The sequence below is a fragment of the Streptomyces sp. NPDC021115 genome (assembly GCF_044333065.1).
Taxonomy (GTDB): Bacteria; Actinomycetota; Actinomycetes; order Streptomycetales; family Streptomycetaceae; genus Streptomyces.
In genome coordinates, this window is the sequence record NZ_JBIRQF010000003.1 from 166,976 (window position 1) to 184,086 (window position 17,111).

General features: G+C 73.6%; 3 protein-coding genes. All 3 read left to right on the forward strand.

Annotated elements, in window-relative coordinates; translation table 11 throughout:
• Positions 1 to 14 precede the first annotated feature (14 nt).
• Genes ACH4TL_RS11235 through ACH4TL_RS11245 form a run of 3 tightly spaced genes read left to right on the forward strand, consistent with a single transcriptional unit; the run spans position 15 to position 17,093 of the window.
• Positions 15 to 10,151: an SDR family NAD(P)-dependent oxidoreductase gene (locus ACH4TL_RS11235; protein ID WP_398326445.1), complete on the forward strand. Its 10,137-nt coding sequence runs from the start codon at positions 15 to 17 to the stop codon at positions 10,149 to 10,151.
• 7 nt (positions 10,152 to 10,158) lie between these two features.
• A complete protein-coding gene (locus ACH4TL_RS11240) occupies positions 10,159 to 16,119 on the forward strand; it encodes an SDR family NAD(P)-dependent oxidoreductase (RefSeq protein WP_398326418.1) in 5,961 nt (1,986 codons plus the stop codon).
• A gap of 38 nt (positions 16,120 to 16,157) precedes the next feature.
• Complete coding sequence (locus tag ACH4TL_RS11245) at positions 16,158 to 17,093, forward strand: proline iminopeptidase-family hydrolase (RefSeq protein WP_398326421.1); 936 nt, start codon at positions 16,158 to 16,160, stop codon at positions 17,091 to 17,093.
• The last annotated feature ends 18 nt before the right edge of the window (positions 17,094 to 17,111 follow it).

A 17,111-nucleotide genomic window follows, 5' to 3' on the forward strand; every position in this document is an offset into this window, starting at 1 on the left:
ATGGGTTGATGACGATGTCGAAGGACTCCAACGAGGACCGGTTGCGGGAGTATCTGCGGCTTGCCACCAATGAGTTGCAGCAGACCCGGCGCCGTCTGCACGAGGTGGAGGACCGGGAGCGGGAACCGATCGCGATCGTGGGAATGGCGTGCCGTTTCCCCGGTGGCGCGGCCACGCCGGAAGGGCTGTGGCAGCTGCTCGCCGACGGCCGGGACACGGTGGGCGAATTCCCCACCGACCGGGGCTGGAACCTGGACGGGTTGTACGACCCGGACGGGACGGGCGAGAACACCAGCTACGTCCGGCACGGCAGCTTCCTCGACGGCGCGGGTGACTTCGATCCGGAGTTCTTCGGGATCAGCCCGCTGGAGGCGCTGGCGATGGACCCCCAGCAGCGGCTGCTGCTGGAGACCTCATGGGAGGCGGTGGAGCGGGCCGGGCTCGATCCGCAGGCGCTGAAGGGCAGCGCCACGGGGGTGTTCGCCGGGCTCGTGTACCACGACTATCCGGCCAGCAGTGTGACGGGCGCACTGGTGTCCGGCCGGGTGGCCTACACCCTGGGCCTGGAGGGCCCGGCGGTGACGGTCGACACCGCCTGCTCGTCGTCGCTGGTGGCGCTCGACATGGCGGTCAAGTCGCTGCGTGGCGGGGAGTGTTCGCTGGCGCTGGCGGGCGGCGTGACGGTCATGTCGACGCCGGTCACCTTCGTGGAGTTCAGCCGCCAGCGCGGCCTGTCGGCGGACGGCCGGTGCAAGGCGTTCGCCGCCGCGGCCGACGGCACCGGATGGGGCGAGGGCGTCGGCGTCCTGGTGCTGGAGCGGCTGTCGGAGGCGCGCCGCAACGGCCACCGGGTGCTCGCGGTCGTACGCGGCAGCGCCGTCAACCAGGACGGCGCCAGCAACGGCCTGACCGCGCCGAACGGACCGTCCCAGCGCCGCGTCATCCAGCAGGCACTGACGAACGCGGGCCTGTCGGCGGCCGATGTGGACGCGGTCGAAGCACACGGCACCGGTACGACGCTGGGCGATCCGATCGAGGCGCAGGCGCTGCTGGCCACGTACGGGCAGGAGCGCCCCGACGACCGGCCGCTGTGGCTCGGTTCGGTCAAGTCGAACGTCGGCCACACGCAGGCCGCCGCGGGCGTGGCCGGTGTGATCAAGATGGTGCAGGCGATGCGGCACGGAACGCTGCCGAAGACGCTGCACGTGGACGAGCCGACAGCGCAGGTGGACTGGTCGGCGGGGAACGTACGGCTGCTGACCGAGGCCCGCCCCTGGCCGGAGGGCGAAGGACCGCGCCGCGCCGCCGTGTCGTCGTTCGGCGCCAGCGGCACCAACGCACACGTGGTCCTGGAGGAGGCACCGCCGACCGAGGACGCGCGGGAGCCGCGGGAACACCCGGTGGTGCCATGGGTGCTCTCGGGCAAGTCCGAGGCCGCGGTGCGGGAGTACGCGGCCCGGCTTCGGGACGTGGCGGGGGAGCCGGGACTTGCGGACGTGGGGTGGTCGCTGGCGACACTGCGCGCGCCCTTCGCGTACCGGGCCGCGGTGGTCGGCGCCCGGGGCGAGGAGATCGCGCAGGGCCTCGCCGCCGTGGCGCAGGGGCAGGCCCCGGTGGTGTCGGCCCGATCCGGGACCGGCCCGGTGATGGTGTTCCCGGGCCAGGGCTCGCAGTGGGTGGGGATGGCGACCGAGCTGATCGCGTCGTCCGAGCTGTTCGCGGAGCGGATGGCCGCGTGCGAAGAGGCGCTGGCGCCCTTCGTGGACTGGTCGCTCCGCGGGGCGCTGGGCGACGAGGCCATGCTGGAACGGGTCGATGTGGTCCAGCCAGTGCTGTGGGCGGTGATGGTGTCGCTGGCGGGGCTGTGGCGGCACCACGGCGTGGAGCCCGTCGCCGTGGTCGGCCACTCCCAGGGGGAGATCGCCGCGGCGACCGTGGCCGGGGCGCTGTCGCTGCCGGACGGGGCCCGGGTGGTGGCGCTGCGCAGCAGGGCGCTGCCCGCGCTGTCCGGCCAGGGCGGAATGGTCTCCGTCGCGCTGCCCCGGGAGGAGATGGAGCGGCGGCTCTCCCGGTGGGGGGACCGGATGTCCGTCGCCGCGGTGAACGGCGGCGCCTCCACGGTGGTCTCGGGCGAGGTGGGCGCCCTGGACGAGCTGCTGGCCGCGTGTGAGGCGGACGAGGTGCGGGCCCGGCGGATCCCGGTGGACTACGCCTCGCATTCGGCGCAGGTGGAGCGCATCGAGCAGGAGCTGCTGGAGGTGCTGGCCCCGATCCGGCCCCGCGCCGCGCACATCCCCTTCTACTCCACCGTGACCGGCGGCCTCATGGACACCACGGGTCTCGACGCCGGTTACTGGTACCGGAATCTGCGGCAGACCGTGGAGTTCGACCGGGTGATCGGCCTGCTCACCGAGCAGGGCGCGGAGGTGTTCATCGAGGCCAGCGCGCATCCGGTGCTGGCGCCCAGCATGGAACACACCGCGATCGGCACCCTGCGCCGCGACGACGGTGGCCTCGACCGTTTCCTGACCGTCCTCGCCCAGGCCCACACCCACGGCGTGGACGTCGACTGGGAGAAGGTGTTCGCCGGAACCGGCGCCCGGCAGGTGGAGTTGCCGACGTACCCCTTCCAGCACCGCCGCTACTGGCTCACCGATCAGGCGGCCGGCGCCGACGCGGCCTCGATGGGGCTGGGGGCGCTGGGCCACCCGCTGCTGGGCGCGCGGGTCATGCTCGCGGACTCGGACGAGGTGGTGCTCACCGGACGGCTGTCGGCCACGGCCCAGCCCTGGCTGGCCGACCACGTCATCGACGGCTCGGTCCTCTTCCCCGGCACCGGGTTCGTGGAACTGGCGGTGCGCGCGGGCGACGAGGTCGGCTGCGGCCGCATCGAGGAACTGACCCTCCATGAACCGCTGGTCCTCGCCGAGCGCGGCGGAGTGGCCGTACAGGTCGTCGTCGGTACGGAGGACGAGGCGGGCCGCCGCGCGGTCACCGTGTACTCCCGGGAGCAGGACGCCCTCGACCTGCCCTGGAACCGCCATGCCACCGGCCTGCTGACCGCCGCCACCTCGTCCGGCGGCGACGGCCTGACCGCCTGGCCGCCACCAGGCGCCGAACCGCTGAACCTCGATGTCGGCACGATGTACGGGGAGTTGACCGGTCTGGGCCTGGGCTACGGGCCCACCTTCCAGGGGCTGCGGACGGCCTGGCGGCTCGGCGACGAGGTGTTCGCCGAGATCGCCCTGCCGGACGACGCCGAGCCGGACACCTTCGGGCTGCACCCGGCCCTGCTCGACGCGGGCCTCCACGCCATCGGCCTCACCCCGGCGGGCGCGGGCGACACGGCCCTGCTGCCGTTCTCGTGGTCGGGCGTGGAACTCCACGCCTCCGGCGCGGGCGCGCTGCGGGTGCGCATCACCCCACGTCAGGACGGTGTCGCCACCCTGGCCATCGGCGACGCCACCGGCCGACCCGTCGCCACGATCGAGTCCTTGGTGCTGCGTCCCCTCACCGGCGTACGGACCGAGCCCCGCACCGAATCGCTCTTCCACGTGGCCCTGGCCCCGCTCCCCGCCGGCGCGCACACCGCCACCGACGCGGAGGTGCTGCGCGTCCCCGGTGGTTCCGATGTGCGTACGGCGGTGAACCAGACGCTGGAGGCGCTTCAGACCGCCGACTCGCGCCTGGTGGTGGTCACGCGGGGCGCGGTCCCGGTGACCGGCGAGGACACCCCCGATCTGGCCGCTGCGGCGGTCTGGGGCCTGGTCCGCAGCGCCCAGACCGAGGACCCGGGCCGGTTCGTCCTGGTCGACCTGGAGGCATCCGACACGGCGGACGACGGGGTGGACGACGCCGCCATCGCGTCCGCGCGTGCGACCGGGGAACCCCGGATCGTGGTGCGCGAGAACACCCTCTACGCCCCTCGGCTCGCCCGGCTGGCCGCCTCGTCACCGGAGGCGGACGACGCTCCGTCGGAGCCGGTGTTCGGCGACACGGTGCTGATCACGGGCGGGGTGGGGGTGCTGGGCGGTCTGATGGCCCGGCATCTGGTCACCGAGTACGGCGTACGGCGGCTGCTGCTGACCGGCCGCCGGGGCGCGGACACGCCGGGCGCGGCCGAGCTGGTGGCGGAGCTGACCGGGCTGGGCGCCGAGGTGGAGGTGGCGGCGTGTGATGTCGCGGACCGGGATGCCGTGGCGGGGCTGTTGGCCGGGCGTTCGCTCAGCGGTGTCGTCCATGCGGCGGGTGTGCTGGACGACGGGGTGATCGCGTCGCTGACGCCGGAGCGCGTCGATCGGGTGATGCGTCCGAAGGTGGACGCGGCGCTGCATCTGCACGAGCTGACCCGCGAGATGGACCTGAGCGCGTTCGTGCTGTTCTCCTCGGCCGCCGGGGTCATCGGCTCCCCGGGCCAGGGCAACTACGCGGCGGCCAACGCCTTCCTCGACGCGCTGGCCGCACACCGCCGTGCCCAGAGCCTGCCCGCCGTGTCCCTGGCGTGGGGCGTGTGGCAGACCAGCTCCGGCATGGCCGGGAGCCTGGGCGACGCCGACCGGTCCCGGATGACCCGCGGCGGCATCCTCCCGCTGTCCCACCGCGAGGGCCTGGCACTCTTCGACGCGGCCCTGCGCGCGGACAAGACCCTGCGCACAGCCGCACCCGCGGCCGTCGTCCCCGTGAAGCTGGACCTCGCGGCGGTCCGTGCGAGTGGTTCCGTCCCTGAGCTGCTGCGCGGGCTGGTCCCCGTCGTCACCCGTGGCACGGCCCGCAACCGGGCCGACGCGGACGGGCTCCGCCAGCGGCTGGCGGGCCTGACCGAGGAGCAGCGGCTGGAGGAGCTGCTGACCCTGGTCCGCACCCAGGCGGCCCTGACGCTCGGCTACGCCGGGCCGGAGGCCGTCGACCCGGAGCGCGCTTTCCGCGACCTGGGCGTCGACTCGCTGGCCGCGATGGAGCTGCGCAACGCGCTGGGCCAGACCACGGGCCTGCGGCTGCCCGTCACCCTGGTGTTCGACTACCCGACCTCCGCCGTCCTCGCGCGCCATCTGCTGGACGAGGTGTCGGGGACCGTGCACGAGGCCCACGTCAAGCCGGTCATGACCGCGGCCGACGACGGCGATCCGATCGCCATCATCGGCATGGCCTGCCGTTATCCCGGCGGGGTGTCCTCGCCGGAAGACCTGTGGCGGCTGGTGGACGAGGGGACGGACGCCATCTCGGCCTTCCCCGACAACCGGGGCTGGAACCTGGAGCGGATCTACGACCCCACGGCCACCCGGCCGCGGACCACCTACGTGGACCAGGGCGGATTCCTGTACGACGCGGCCGAGTTCGACCCCGGCTTCTTCGGGATCGCGCCGAACGAGGCGATGGTCATGGACCCGCAGCAGCGGCTGCTGCTGGAGACGTCCTGGGAGGTGCTGGAGCGCGCCGGAATCGATCCGACGACGCTGAAGGGCAGCCCTACGGGGGTGTTCGCCGGGCTGATGTACCACGACTACACCCAGAACAGCAGCACGGGCGCCATCGTCTCCGGCCGCGTGGCCTACACCCTCGGCCTGGAGGGCCCTGCGGTGACGGTCGACACGGCCTGCTCGTCCTCCCTGGTCGCCCTGCATCTGGCCGCCCAGGCGCTGCGGTCGGGCGAATGCACACTCGCCCTCGCGGGCGGCGTCACCGTGATGGCCACGCCGGACAACTTCATCGAGTTCAGCGAGCAGCGGGGCCTGTCGCGCGACGGCCGCTGCCGGTCCTTCGCCGCCGCGGCCGACGGCTCCGGCTGGGGCGAGGGAGTGGGCATGCTGCTGGTGGAGCGGCTGTCGGACGCCCGCCAAAACGGCCATCCGGTGCTGGCGGTCGTACGGGGCACCGCGACCAACCAGGACGGCGCCAGCAACGGACTGACCGCCCCCAACGGACCCTCGCAGCAGCGGGTGATCCGTCAGGCGCTGGCCAACGCGGGCGTGTCGCCCACCGAGGTGGACGCGGTGGAGGCACATGGCACGGCCACCACGCTGGGCGATCCCATCGAGGCACAGGCGCTGCTCGCCACGTACGGCCAGGACCGGGGCGAGCCGCTGTGGCTGGGGTCGATCAAGTCGAACATCGGCCACACCCAGGCGGCGGCCGGGGTGGCGGGCGTCATCAAGATGGTCGAGGCGATGCGGCACGGTGTGATGCCGAGGACGCTGCACGTGGACGAGCCGACACCGCAGGTGGACTGGGAGGCGGGCGAGGTCCGGCTGCTCACCGAGGCGCGGGAGTGGCCGCGCGGCGACCGCCCGCGCCGCGCGGGCGTGTCCTCCTTCGGCATCAGCGGCACCAACGCCCACGCCGTCATCGAAGAAGCACCCCAGGCCGAGGAAACCCCGGCGGAACGCGCCGAGTTGCCCGTCGTTCCACTGGTGGTGTCCGCCAGGACACGGGCGGCGCTGGAGGCCCAGCTCGACCGGATGGCCTCCGTCGGCAAGGACGCGCTGGACGTGGCGTACTCGGCCGCGACGGGCCGGGCCGCGCTGGAGCACCGCGCGGTGCGGGTCGGGGCCACCGAGACCGTCATGGGCGCGGTCACCGAGGGCAGGCTGGCGTTCCTGTTCACCGGGCAGGGCAGCCAGCGGGCGGGGATGGGACGGGAGCTGTACGACACGTTCCCGGCGTTCGCGGCGGCGTTCGACCAGGTGTGCGACGCGCTCGACATGCCGTTGCGCGAGGTGATGTGGGGCGACGAAGAGGCCCTGCACCGCACGGAGTTCACCCAGCCCGCCGTCTTCGCGCTCGAAGTGGCGCTGTTCCGGCTGATGGAGTCTTGGGGTGTCAAGCCGGATGTGCTGGTCGGCCACTCCATCGGCGAGGTGGCGGCGGCGCATGTGGCCGGGGTGTTCGGCCTGGCCGACGCGGCCCGGCTGATCACGGCGCGCGGACAGCTGATGCAGGCGCTGCCGCCCGGTGGCGCGATGGTGGCGATCCAGGCCACCGAAGAGGAGATCGTCCCGCACCTCGGTGCGGGAGTGGGGCTCGCGGCGGTCAACGGCCCGGCGTCGGTGGTGGTCTCCGGCGCCGAGGACGCCGTGACCGCGCTCGCCGAGCGGTTCGCCGACCGCAGGACGGCCCGGCTGAAGGTCTCGCACGCGTTCCATTCACCGCTGATGGATCCGATGCTGGAGGACTTCCGGGAGGTCGCCGAGAGCGTCACGTACCAGGAACCGGCCCTGCGGCTGACGAAGGACATGGCGTCGGCGGAGTACTGGGTGCGGCACGTGCGGGACACCGTGCGGTTCGCCGACGACGTACGTGTCCTGCGGGACGAAGGGGTCACCCGGTTCCTGGAGATCGGGCCGGACGCCGTGCTGACGGCGATGGCCCAGCAGAGCGCCGAGGGCACGATGGCGGCCGCCCTGCGCCGCGACCACCCCGAGACGGAAACCCTGTTCACCGCGGTCGGGCGGCTGTTCACCGCCGGGGTCCGCGTCGACTGGGAGACCGTGCTCGGCGGTCGCGGGGCGCGCCGTGTCGACCTGCCGACCTACCCCTTCCAGCGGCAGTCGTACTGGCTGGAGTCGGGGCGCGGTCCTGAGGCGTCCGACCATCCGCTGCTGGACGCGGCGGTCGCGGTGGCGGGCACGGACCAGACCGTGCTGACCGGACGGCTGTCGGCCGGGACACAGCCCTGGCTCACCGACCACGTCGTCGGCGGCGGGGTCGTCTTCCCCGGTACGGGCTTCGTCGAGCTGGCCGTCCGCGCGGGCGACGAGGTGGGATGCGGCCGGATCGAGGAACTGACGATCGAGGCGCCCCTGGTCCTCGCGGAGCGCGGCACCGCGTCCCTTCAGGTGCTGGTCGGGCCGGACGACGGAGCGGGCCGCCGCTCGGTCGAGGTGTACGCGCGCGGCGAGGACGACATCCATCAGCCCTGGGCCCGCCACGCCGCCGGAACGCTGGCCCCGGCCACCGGCGACGGTGCGCGGGAGCGGGCGCAGTGGCCGCCGCCCGGGGCGGAGCCCGTGGAGGTGGCGGGCCTGTACGAGGCGCTGGCGGACGCCGGAGTGGCGTACGGGCCGGTGTTCCAGGGGCTGAAGGCCGCCTGGCGGCGCGGCGACGAGGTGTTCGCCGAGGTCGTACTGCCCGGTGCGGCGGACCGCTTCGGGCTGCACCCGGCGCTGCTGGACGCGGCCCTGCACGCGATCCCGCTGCTCTCGGCCGACGATCGCGTCGTCCTTCCCTTCTCCTGGACGGGCGTGGAACTGCACGCCTCCGGCGCCGATGTGCTCCGCGTACGGATGGCATCGGCGGGCCAGGACCAGGTCACCGTGGACGCCGTGGACGGCACGGGCCAGCCCGTCATCTCCGTGGCCGCCCTGACCCTGCGTCCGATGGCCACACCGTCGCTCGCCCGTGTCGACTCGCTGTTCCAGGTGGAGTGGACCCCGGCGGCCCCGGAAGGCGAACCGGCCGACGACACCACGGTGTGGCGGGCCGACAGCGATGATGTCCGCGCCACGCTGCGTTCCGTCCTGACCGCGCTCCAGTCGGAGACCGGCACCCTGGCGGTCGTCACCCGGGGCGCGGTGTCCGTGGCCGGTGAGGACATCACCGATCTGGCCGGGGCGGCGGTGTGGGGGCTGGTGCGCAGCGCCCAGTCGGAGGATCCGGGGCGCTTCGTCCTGGTCGATGTGGCGGCCGGTGCGGAGGACGCGGCCGACATCCGCCTGGCGCTGGCGGCGGGGGAGCCGCAGGTGGCGGTCCGGGACGGGAAGGTCTTCACACCACGGCTGCGGGCCGCCTCGGTGACCGAGTCCGAGCCGTCGTCCGTCTTCGGCGACGCGGTGCTGGTCACGGGCGCCTCGGGGGCGCTGGGCGGACTGGTGGCGCGTCATCTGGTGACCGGACACGGCGTGCGGCGGTTGCTGCTGACCAGCCGCCGCGGGATGGCCGCACCGGGCGCCACCGAACTGGTGGCGGAGCTGACGGGGCTGGGCGCCGAGGTGGAGGTGGCGGCGTGTGATGTCGCGGACCGGGACGCGCTGGCCGGGCTGTTGGCGGACCGGGAGCTGTCGGGCGTCGTCCATGCGGCGGGTGTGCTGGACGACGGGGTGATCGCCTCGCTGACACCGGAGCGGATGGACCGGGTGCTGCGCCCGAAGGTGGACGCGGCGCTGCATCTGCACGAGCTGACCCGCGAGATGGACCTCACCGCGTTCGTGCTGTTCTCCTCGGCCGCGGGTGCGATCGGCGCGCCCGGCCAGGGCAACTACGCGGCGGCCAACGCCTTCCTCGACGCCCTGGCCGCACACCGCCGCGCCCGTGGACTGCCCGCGCAGTCCCTGGCCTGGGGGCTGTGGGCTACTGACGCCGGTATGGCGGGGGAACTGGCGGACCACGACCGGCAGCGGATCGTCCGTACGGGCCTGACGGGGCTGTCGCCCGCCGAAGGGCTGAAGCTCTTCGACACGGCTGCCGCACTCGACGCCCCCGTACTGATCCCCGTGAACCTCGACACCAGGGCGCTGAGCGCGGCCGAGGCGCCCCCGATGCTGCGCGGCCTGGTACGCGGCTCCACGCGCCGTACGGTGGCGGCGCGGCACGACGAGGGACGGGCGGCCGCGCTGCGGCAACGGCTGGCCGCGGCACCCGCCGACGAGCGGTACGACGAACTGCTCACCCTCGTCCGCACCCATGCGGCGGCGGTGCTGGGCCACTCGGGCCCGGAGGCCATCGAACCCGGGCGGGCCTTCGGCGACCTCGGATTCGACTCGCTCGGCGCGGTCGAATTCCGCAACGCCGTCAACGCCGCCACCGGGCTCCGGCTGCCGCCCACCCTGATCTTCGACTACCCCAACGCCCGGGTGTTGGCCGAACACCTCGCCACGGAACTGGCGCCCGAGCCCACCGACGGCGGCACCAGCGCCGACGAGGACACGGTCCGCCGCCTGCTCGCCTCGATCCCGCTCACCCGGCTGCACGACGCGGGCCTGATGGACACGTTGCTCGAACTCGCCGGTGCCGCCCCCGCCCACGCCACCGCCACGGCCGCGCCCGTGGCGGAGCAGCAGGACGCGATCGACGCGATGGACACCGACACCCTCATCAGCATGGCGCTCCAGGACACCGCCCTGGCCGCCCTGGACGACGACGCGACGCGAGAAGCCTGAGGACACGATGGCCGACACCGACCACAAGCTCGTGGCGGCGCTGCGTGCGTCGCTCAAGGAGACCGAGAGTCTGCGCGCCCGCAACCGCGCCCTCCAGGCAGCGTCCCGCGAACCCATCGCGATCGTGGCGATGAGCTGCCGCTATCCCGGCGCGGCCTCGCCCGAGGAGCTGTGGCGGCTGGTCGCGGGCGAGGAGGACGCCGTCTCCCGGTTCCCCACCGACCGTGGCTGGGACGAGGCGGCCGTCTACGACCCCGAGCCCGGCCGCCCCGGCAAGACATACAGCCGGGAAGGGGCGTTCCTGTACGACGCCGCCGAGTTCGACCCCGAGTTCTTCGGGGTCGCGCCGAACGAGGCGATGGTCATGGATCCGCAGCAGCGGCTGCTGCTGGAGGCGTCGTGGGAGGTGCTGGAGCGGGCAGGCATCGACCCGACGACGCTGAAGGGCAGCCCGACCGGTGTGTTCGCCGGGATGATGTACCACGACTACACCTACAACAGCAGCACGGGCGCCATCGCCTCCGGCCGCGTGGCCTACGCCCTCGGACTCGAGGGCCCGGCCGTCACCGTCGACACCGCCTGCTCGTCCTCGCTGGTCGCCCTGCACTGGGCGGTCCAGGCGCTGCGCTCGGGCGAGTGCTCGCTCGCGCTCGCGGGCGGCGTCACGGTGATGGCCACGCCCGAGACGTTCATCGAGTTCAGCCACCAGCGCGGGCTGGCGCCCGACGGCCGCTGCAAGTCGTACGCGGCGGCCGCCGATGGCACGGGCTGGGGCGAGGGCGTGGGCATGCTGCTGGTCGAGCGGCTGTCGGACGCGCGCGCGAACGGCCACCCGGTGCTGGCGGTCGTACGCGGCATGGCCATCAACCAGGACGGCGCCAGCAACGGCCTGACCGCCCCCAACGGCCCGTCGCAGCAACGCGTCATCAAGCAGGCGCTGGCCAACGCGCGGATATCCGCCGACCAGGTCGATCTGATCGAGGGGCATGGCACGGGCACCACGCTGGGCGATCCGATCGAGGCGCAGGCGCTGCTCGCCACGTACGGCCAGGACCGGGCAGAGCCGCTGTGGCTGGGGTCCATCAAGTCGAACATCGGCCACACCCAGGCCGCGGCGGGTGTCGCGGGCATCATCAAGGTCGTCCAGGCGATGCGGCACGGTGTGATGCCGAGGACGCTCCACGTGGATGAGCCGACACCGCAGGTGGACTGGGCGGGCGGCGAGGTCCGGCTGCTCAGCGAGGCGCGGAAGTGGCCGGACGGCGAGGGACGTCCGCGCCGCGCGGGCGTGTCCTCCTTCGGCATCAGCGGGACGAACGCCCACGTCATCATCGAAGAGGCGCCACCCGTCGAGGCCGAGGCCGAGGACGACTCGGCGCCGGCGGTGGCGGGGCCCGTCCTGTGGACACTGTCCGGCAGAAGCCCCGAGGCGCTGCGCGCACAGTCCGAACGCCTCCACTCCCACCTGGGCGAACGACCGGACCTGACCCCCGCGGACGTGGCCTTCTCCCTGGCCACCGGCCGCGCGGCCCTCGAACACCGGGCCGCGGTCGTCGCCGCCGACCGTACGGACCTCCTCGCGGGCCTCGCCGCACTGGCCCAGGGAACCCCGTCGCCGTCCGTCGTCACCGGCCGGGCCCGCGAGGGCAAGGTGGCGTTCCTGTTCACCGGGCAGGGCAGCCAACGCCTGGAAATGGGCCGTGAGTTGTACGACAACTTCCCGGACTTCGCGGAGTCATTCGACGCGGTGTGTGAGGCGTCGGGACTGCCGCTGAAGGAGGTGATGTGGGGTGAGGACGCGGCGGCGTTGGAGCGTACGGAGTTCACCCAGCCCGCGATCTTCGCGCTGGAGGTGGCGCTGTTCCGGCTGGTGGAGTCCTGGGGAATCCGCCCGGATTATCTGGCCGGGCACTCCATCGGCGAGCTGGCCGCCGCTCATGTGGCGGGAGTGCTGAGCCTGGAGGACGCCACGCGGCTGATCGTGGCGCGGGGACGGCTGATGGGGGCACTGCCGCCCGGTGGGGCCATGGTGGCGATCCAGGCCACGGAGGAGGAAGTGGCGCCGCTGCTGGACGGCGAGGCGGGGATCGCGGCCGTCAACGGCCCCTCGTCGGTGGTGATTTCGGGTACCGGGGACGCGGTGGCGGCGCTCGCCGCCCGGTTCAGCGACCGTAAGACGAGCCGTCTGTCCGTCTCGCACGCGTTCCACTCGCCGTTGATGGAGCCGATGCTGGAGGACTTCCGCAAGGTCGCGGAGTCCGTGGAATACCGCAAGCCGGTCATCCGTCTCGTCAAGGACGTGGCGTCGGCGGAGTACTGGGTGCGGCACGTACGGGAGGCGGTGCGGTTCGCCGACGACGTACGGCAGCTGCACGCGGAGGGCGTGACCCGGTTCCTGGAGATCGGGCCGGACGGCATCCTCACCGCCATGGCCCGGCAGACGGCGCCGGACGCCACCACGGCGGCCGCGCTGCGCCGCGACCGGTCCGAGGCCACGACGCTGCTCACCGCGGTCGCGCAGCTGCACACCACGGGCGCCTCTCCCGACTGGGCGGCCCTCTTCGAGGGCCGGGGAGCACACCGCGTCGATCTGCCCACCTACGCCTTCCAGCGGAGCCGCTACTGGCTGTCGGCGCCGGTGGCCGGGGAGGGCGGGAACGCGGTGTCCATGGGTCTCGGCGCCCTCGATCACCCCCTGTTGAGCGCCGAAGTGGCGGTGCCCGGCGCGGAGACGGTGGTGTTCACGGGACGGCTGTCGACGGACACCCAGCCCTGGCTGGCCGACCACGCGGTGCTCGGCGCGACGCTGCTGCCCGGGACCGCGTACGTCGAACTGGCCGTGCGCGTGGGCGACCAGGTCGGCTGCCGCCTCATCGAAGAGCTGACGCTGCACGCGCCGCTGCTCCTGCCCGAGGGCGGCGGGGTGCGGCTGCGGCTGACGGTCGGCGAACCCGCCGACGCCACGGGCCGACGCCCCCTCACCGTCCACGCCCAGGCCGAGGACTCCGACGAGGCCGCGTCCTGGACCCTGCACGCGGAGGGTGTGCTGGCGCCCGAGGACACCACCGCGCCACCGCCGTCCGAGCTGACGCAGTGGCCACCGCCCGAGGCTTCACGCATCCCCACCGACACCGCCTACGAACGCTTCCGCGACATCGGCTTCGTCTACGGCCCGGCGTTCCAGGGGCTCAAGGCGGCCTGGCGGGTCGCCGACGACACGTTCGCCGAGGTGGCGCTCGGCGACGCGACCGGCACTGCCGGGCGTTTCGGGCTGCACCCGGCCCTGCTCGACTCCGCCCTGCACGCGGTGCTGCTCGGCACGGGCGACGACGACGCCACGGCGCTGCCGTACGCCTGGAAGGGCGTCAGGCTGTACGCGTCCGGCGCCGCGGCCGCGCGCGTCCGGCTCACGCCCAAGGGCGAGGGCGCGACGGAGATACACCTCGCCGACGCCGAGGGGCGGCCCGTGGCGTCCGTGGATTCGCTGATCGCGCGGGAGGTCTCGGCCGAACAGCTCGCACCGGCGTCCGCGCGGCCCGGCGACTCCCTCTTCCACATCGCCTGGACGCCCGCCCCTCCCACCACCGCCGGGACCGACTGGACGATGGTGGCCGACCTGGCCGAACTCTCCGACCCGGTGCCCGCCACCGTGGCGCTGACCCTCCCCGGCGGCACGGGCGACCTCGCCGCAGACGTCAGAACGGTCACCGGCGCGACCCTCCGGGCCCTTCAGACATGGCTCACGGACGAACGCTTCGCCGACCGCAGGCTCATCGTGGTCACCCACGGCGACGACCTCGCCCACGCGGCCGCCCAGGGCCTGGTCCGCGCCGCCCGCGCGGAGGACCCGGAGCGCTTCGCGCTGCTCGACACGGACGGCCACGGCGATCTGGAGACGATCGACCGGGCCATCGCGTCCGGCGAGCCGGAACTGCGCATCCAGGGCGACGGGCTCCTCGTCCCCCGCCTGGCGCGCACCCCAGCAGAACCGGACCACGCCACCGCCTGGGACCGGCTCGGGACCGTGCTGATCACCGGCGGTACGGGCGGCCTCGGCGCGCTCGTCGCCCGCCATCTGGTCACCGGGCACGGCGTCCGCGACCTGCTGCTGACCAGCCGTCGCGGCATGGACGCCGAGGGCGCGGCCGACCTCCACCGCGAGCTGACCGGCCTCGGCGCCACGGTCGAGATCGCGGCCTGCGACGTGGCCGACCGGGAGGCGCTGCGGGCGCTGCTCGCCGACCGCCCGCTCGGTGCCGTCGTGCACACGGCCGGGGTGCTGGCCGACGGAGTGATCGCCAACCTGACGCGGCACAGCCTCGACCAGGTGCTCCGTCCCAAGGTGGACGGCGCCCTCCATCTGCACGACCTCACCCGCGACCACGACCTCGGTGCCTTCGTGCTGTTCTCGTCGTCGGCGGGTGTGCTCGGCGCGCCCGGTCAGGGCAACTACGCCGCCGCCAACACCTTCCTCGACGCGCTCGCCCAGCACCGCCGCGCCGAGGGGCTGCCCGCGCAGTCCCTCGCCTGGGGGCTGTGGGCGGACACCGGCGGGATGGCGGGCGGCCTGAGCGAAGCCGACCTCCGGCGGCTGCGCCGCCAGGGCATGCCCGCGCTGTCGGCGGACGACGGCCTCGCGCTGTTCGACGCCGCGTCCGCCCGTACCGAACCGTTGCTGGTGCCGATGGGCCTGGACCTGCGGGCGCTGCGCAGCGGGGCCGGCGGCGGACTCCCCGTACTGCTGCGCGGGCTGGTCCCGGCCGCGCGTCGTCCCACGGCGGCCGCCGACCCGGCGGCGCTGCGGCGCGAGCTGGCGGCCATGCCCGCCGAACGCCGCGAGGGGGCGCTGCGCGATCTGGTGCTCGGCCTCGCCGCCACCCTGCTCGGGCACAGCGGCCCCGAGGCGGTCGACCCCGAGCGTGACTTCCTGGAGTCCGGGTTCGACTCGCTCACCGCGATGGAGCTGCGCACGGCGCTGAACGCCGCCACCGGGCTGAAGCTGCCCGCGATGGCGGTGTTCGACAGCAAGAACCCCGCCGCGCTGGCCCGCCTCCTCGCCGATGAGCTGGCAGGGCTCCCCGCCGCCGAACCGCAACCGCGGACGGAGACGGAGCCGAAGGGAGAGACCGAGGTTGACGAGAGCGTGACCGGCCTGTTCCGGCGGGCCGTCCACGCCGGTGACACCTCCGGCGCGCTGGCGCTGATGTCGTCGGTCGCGGCGCTGCGGCCCCGGTTCACCGCGCCCGGCGACCTCGCCCGCGCGCCGAGGGCGGTGCGGCTGGCCGACGGTCCGCGCCGTACGCGGCTGATCTGCCTGGCCACGCCCATGGCGGTCGGCGGTGTGCACCAGCACGCCCGGCTGGGCGCGGAGTTCCGGGACATCCGCCACGTGTCGGCGCTGCCACTGCCCGGGTTCGCCCGGGACGAGCCGCTGCCCGGTTCGTCCGAGGCGCTGTCACACGTACTGGCCGACGCCGTGCTGGAAGCGGCCGATGGCGAGCCGTTCGCCCTGCTCGGCTACTCCTCCGGCGGCATCATCGGCCACGTCCTCGCCCGCCATCTGGAGGAGGTGGCGGGAGTCCCGCCCACCGGGCTGATCCTGATCGACACCTTCCGCGTCGACGACACGGCGATGAAGGTCGGATTCGACCAGCTCATGCGGGAGGTGCTGGCGATGGAGTCGGCCTTCGGACCGTACGACGCGGCACGGCTGTCGGCGATGCCGCACTACTTCGGGGTGCTGGGGGACTTCGACCCCGTACGGCTGGCCGCGCCGACCCTGTTCGTCCAGGCGGAAGAGCCGTTCGTGGCGCCGCCCGAGGGCGTCGACCCGGCCGAGATGCGGGCCCGGCCCTGGGACCCGGAGCACACGCTGCGCACCGTGCCCGGCGACCACTTCTCGCTCGGCCAGGACCACGCCCCGACGACCGCCAGGACCATCGACGAGTGGCTGACGACGCTCGACTGAGACCTCGACCGACGTACGTATACAAGGTGGTTTGAGACATGGCGCCCACGCCTACGGCCAAAGGAACCGTCCCCTTCCGGGAGTACCGCACCTGGTACCGCGTCACCGGACAGCCGGGATCGGGCCGCCCGGCCCTCGTCGTCGTCCACGGCGGCCCCGGGTCCACGCACGACTATCTGATCCGCCTGGCCGACTTCGCCGAACGCGGCTGGCCCGTGGTGCACTACGACCAGATCGGGAACGGGGGCTCCACCCACCTCCCGGACGCCGACCCCGGTTTCTGGACGCCGCAGCTCTTCCGCGACGAGCTGGACAACCTCCTGCACCGGCTCGGCATCGCTGACGACTACATCCTGTTCGGGCAGTCGTGGGGCGGGATGCTGGCCGCCTGGCACGCCTCGGCCCGGCCCGCCGGGCTGCGCGGCCTGATCGTGGCCAACGCCCCCGCCTCGTACCAGCTGTGGCTGTCGGAGATGGACGTGCTGCGAGCCCAGCTGCCGCCCGGTGTGGACGAGACGCTGCGGCGCCACGAGGCCGCGGGCACCACCGACAGCGACGAGTACCTGGAGGCGATGCTGGTCTTCTACGCCCGCCACGTCTGCCGCCTCGACCCGTGGCCCGGCGAACTCATGGCCTCGTACCTGGAGGCCGTCACCGACCCGACGGTCTACCGCACCATGAACGGGCCCAACGAGTTCCATGTCATCGGCAGCCTGCGCGACTGGTCGGTGATCGACCACCTGCACCGCGTCGACGTGCCCACCCTCGTCCTCTCCGGCCGCCACGACGAGGCCACCCCGGTCACCGTGCGCCCGTATCAGGAACTCATTCCCGACGCCCGCTGGGAGATCTTCGAAGACTCCAGCCACGCCCCCCACCTCGAAGAACCCGAACGCTTCACCGAGGTGCTGGGCGCATTCCTTGACACGGTCGGCGCCACCGGCGCGCGGACCACGACGGTGAGCGGAGGCTGAGACGACGGTGGAAGCCAA

Bases quoted from the DNA above. Each gene is read 5' to 3' on its own strand.
- ACH4TL_RS11245 (WP_398326421.1), top strand. From the start codon at position 16,158: ATGGCGCCCACGCCTACGGCCAAAGGAACCGTCCCCTTCCGGGAGTAC.
- ACH4TL_RS11240 (WP_398326418.1), top strand. From the start codon at position 10,159: ATGGCCGACACCGACCACAAGCTCGTGGCGGCGCTGCGTGCGTCGCTC.
- ACH4TL_RS11235 (WP_398326445.1), top strand. From the start codon at position 15: ATGTCGAAGGACTCCAACGAGGACCGGTTGCGGGAGTATCTGCGGCTT.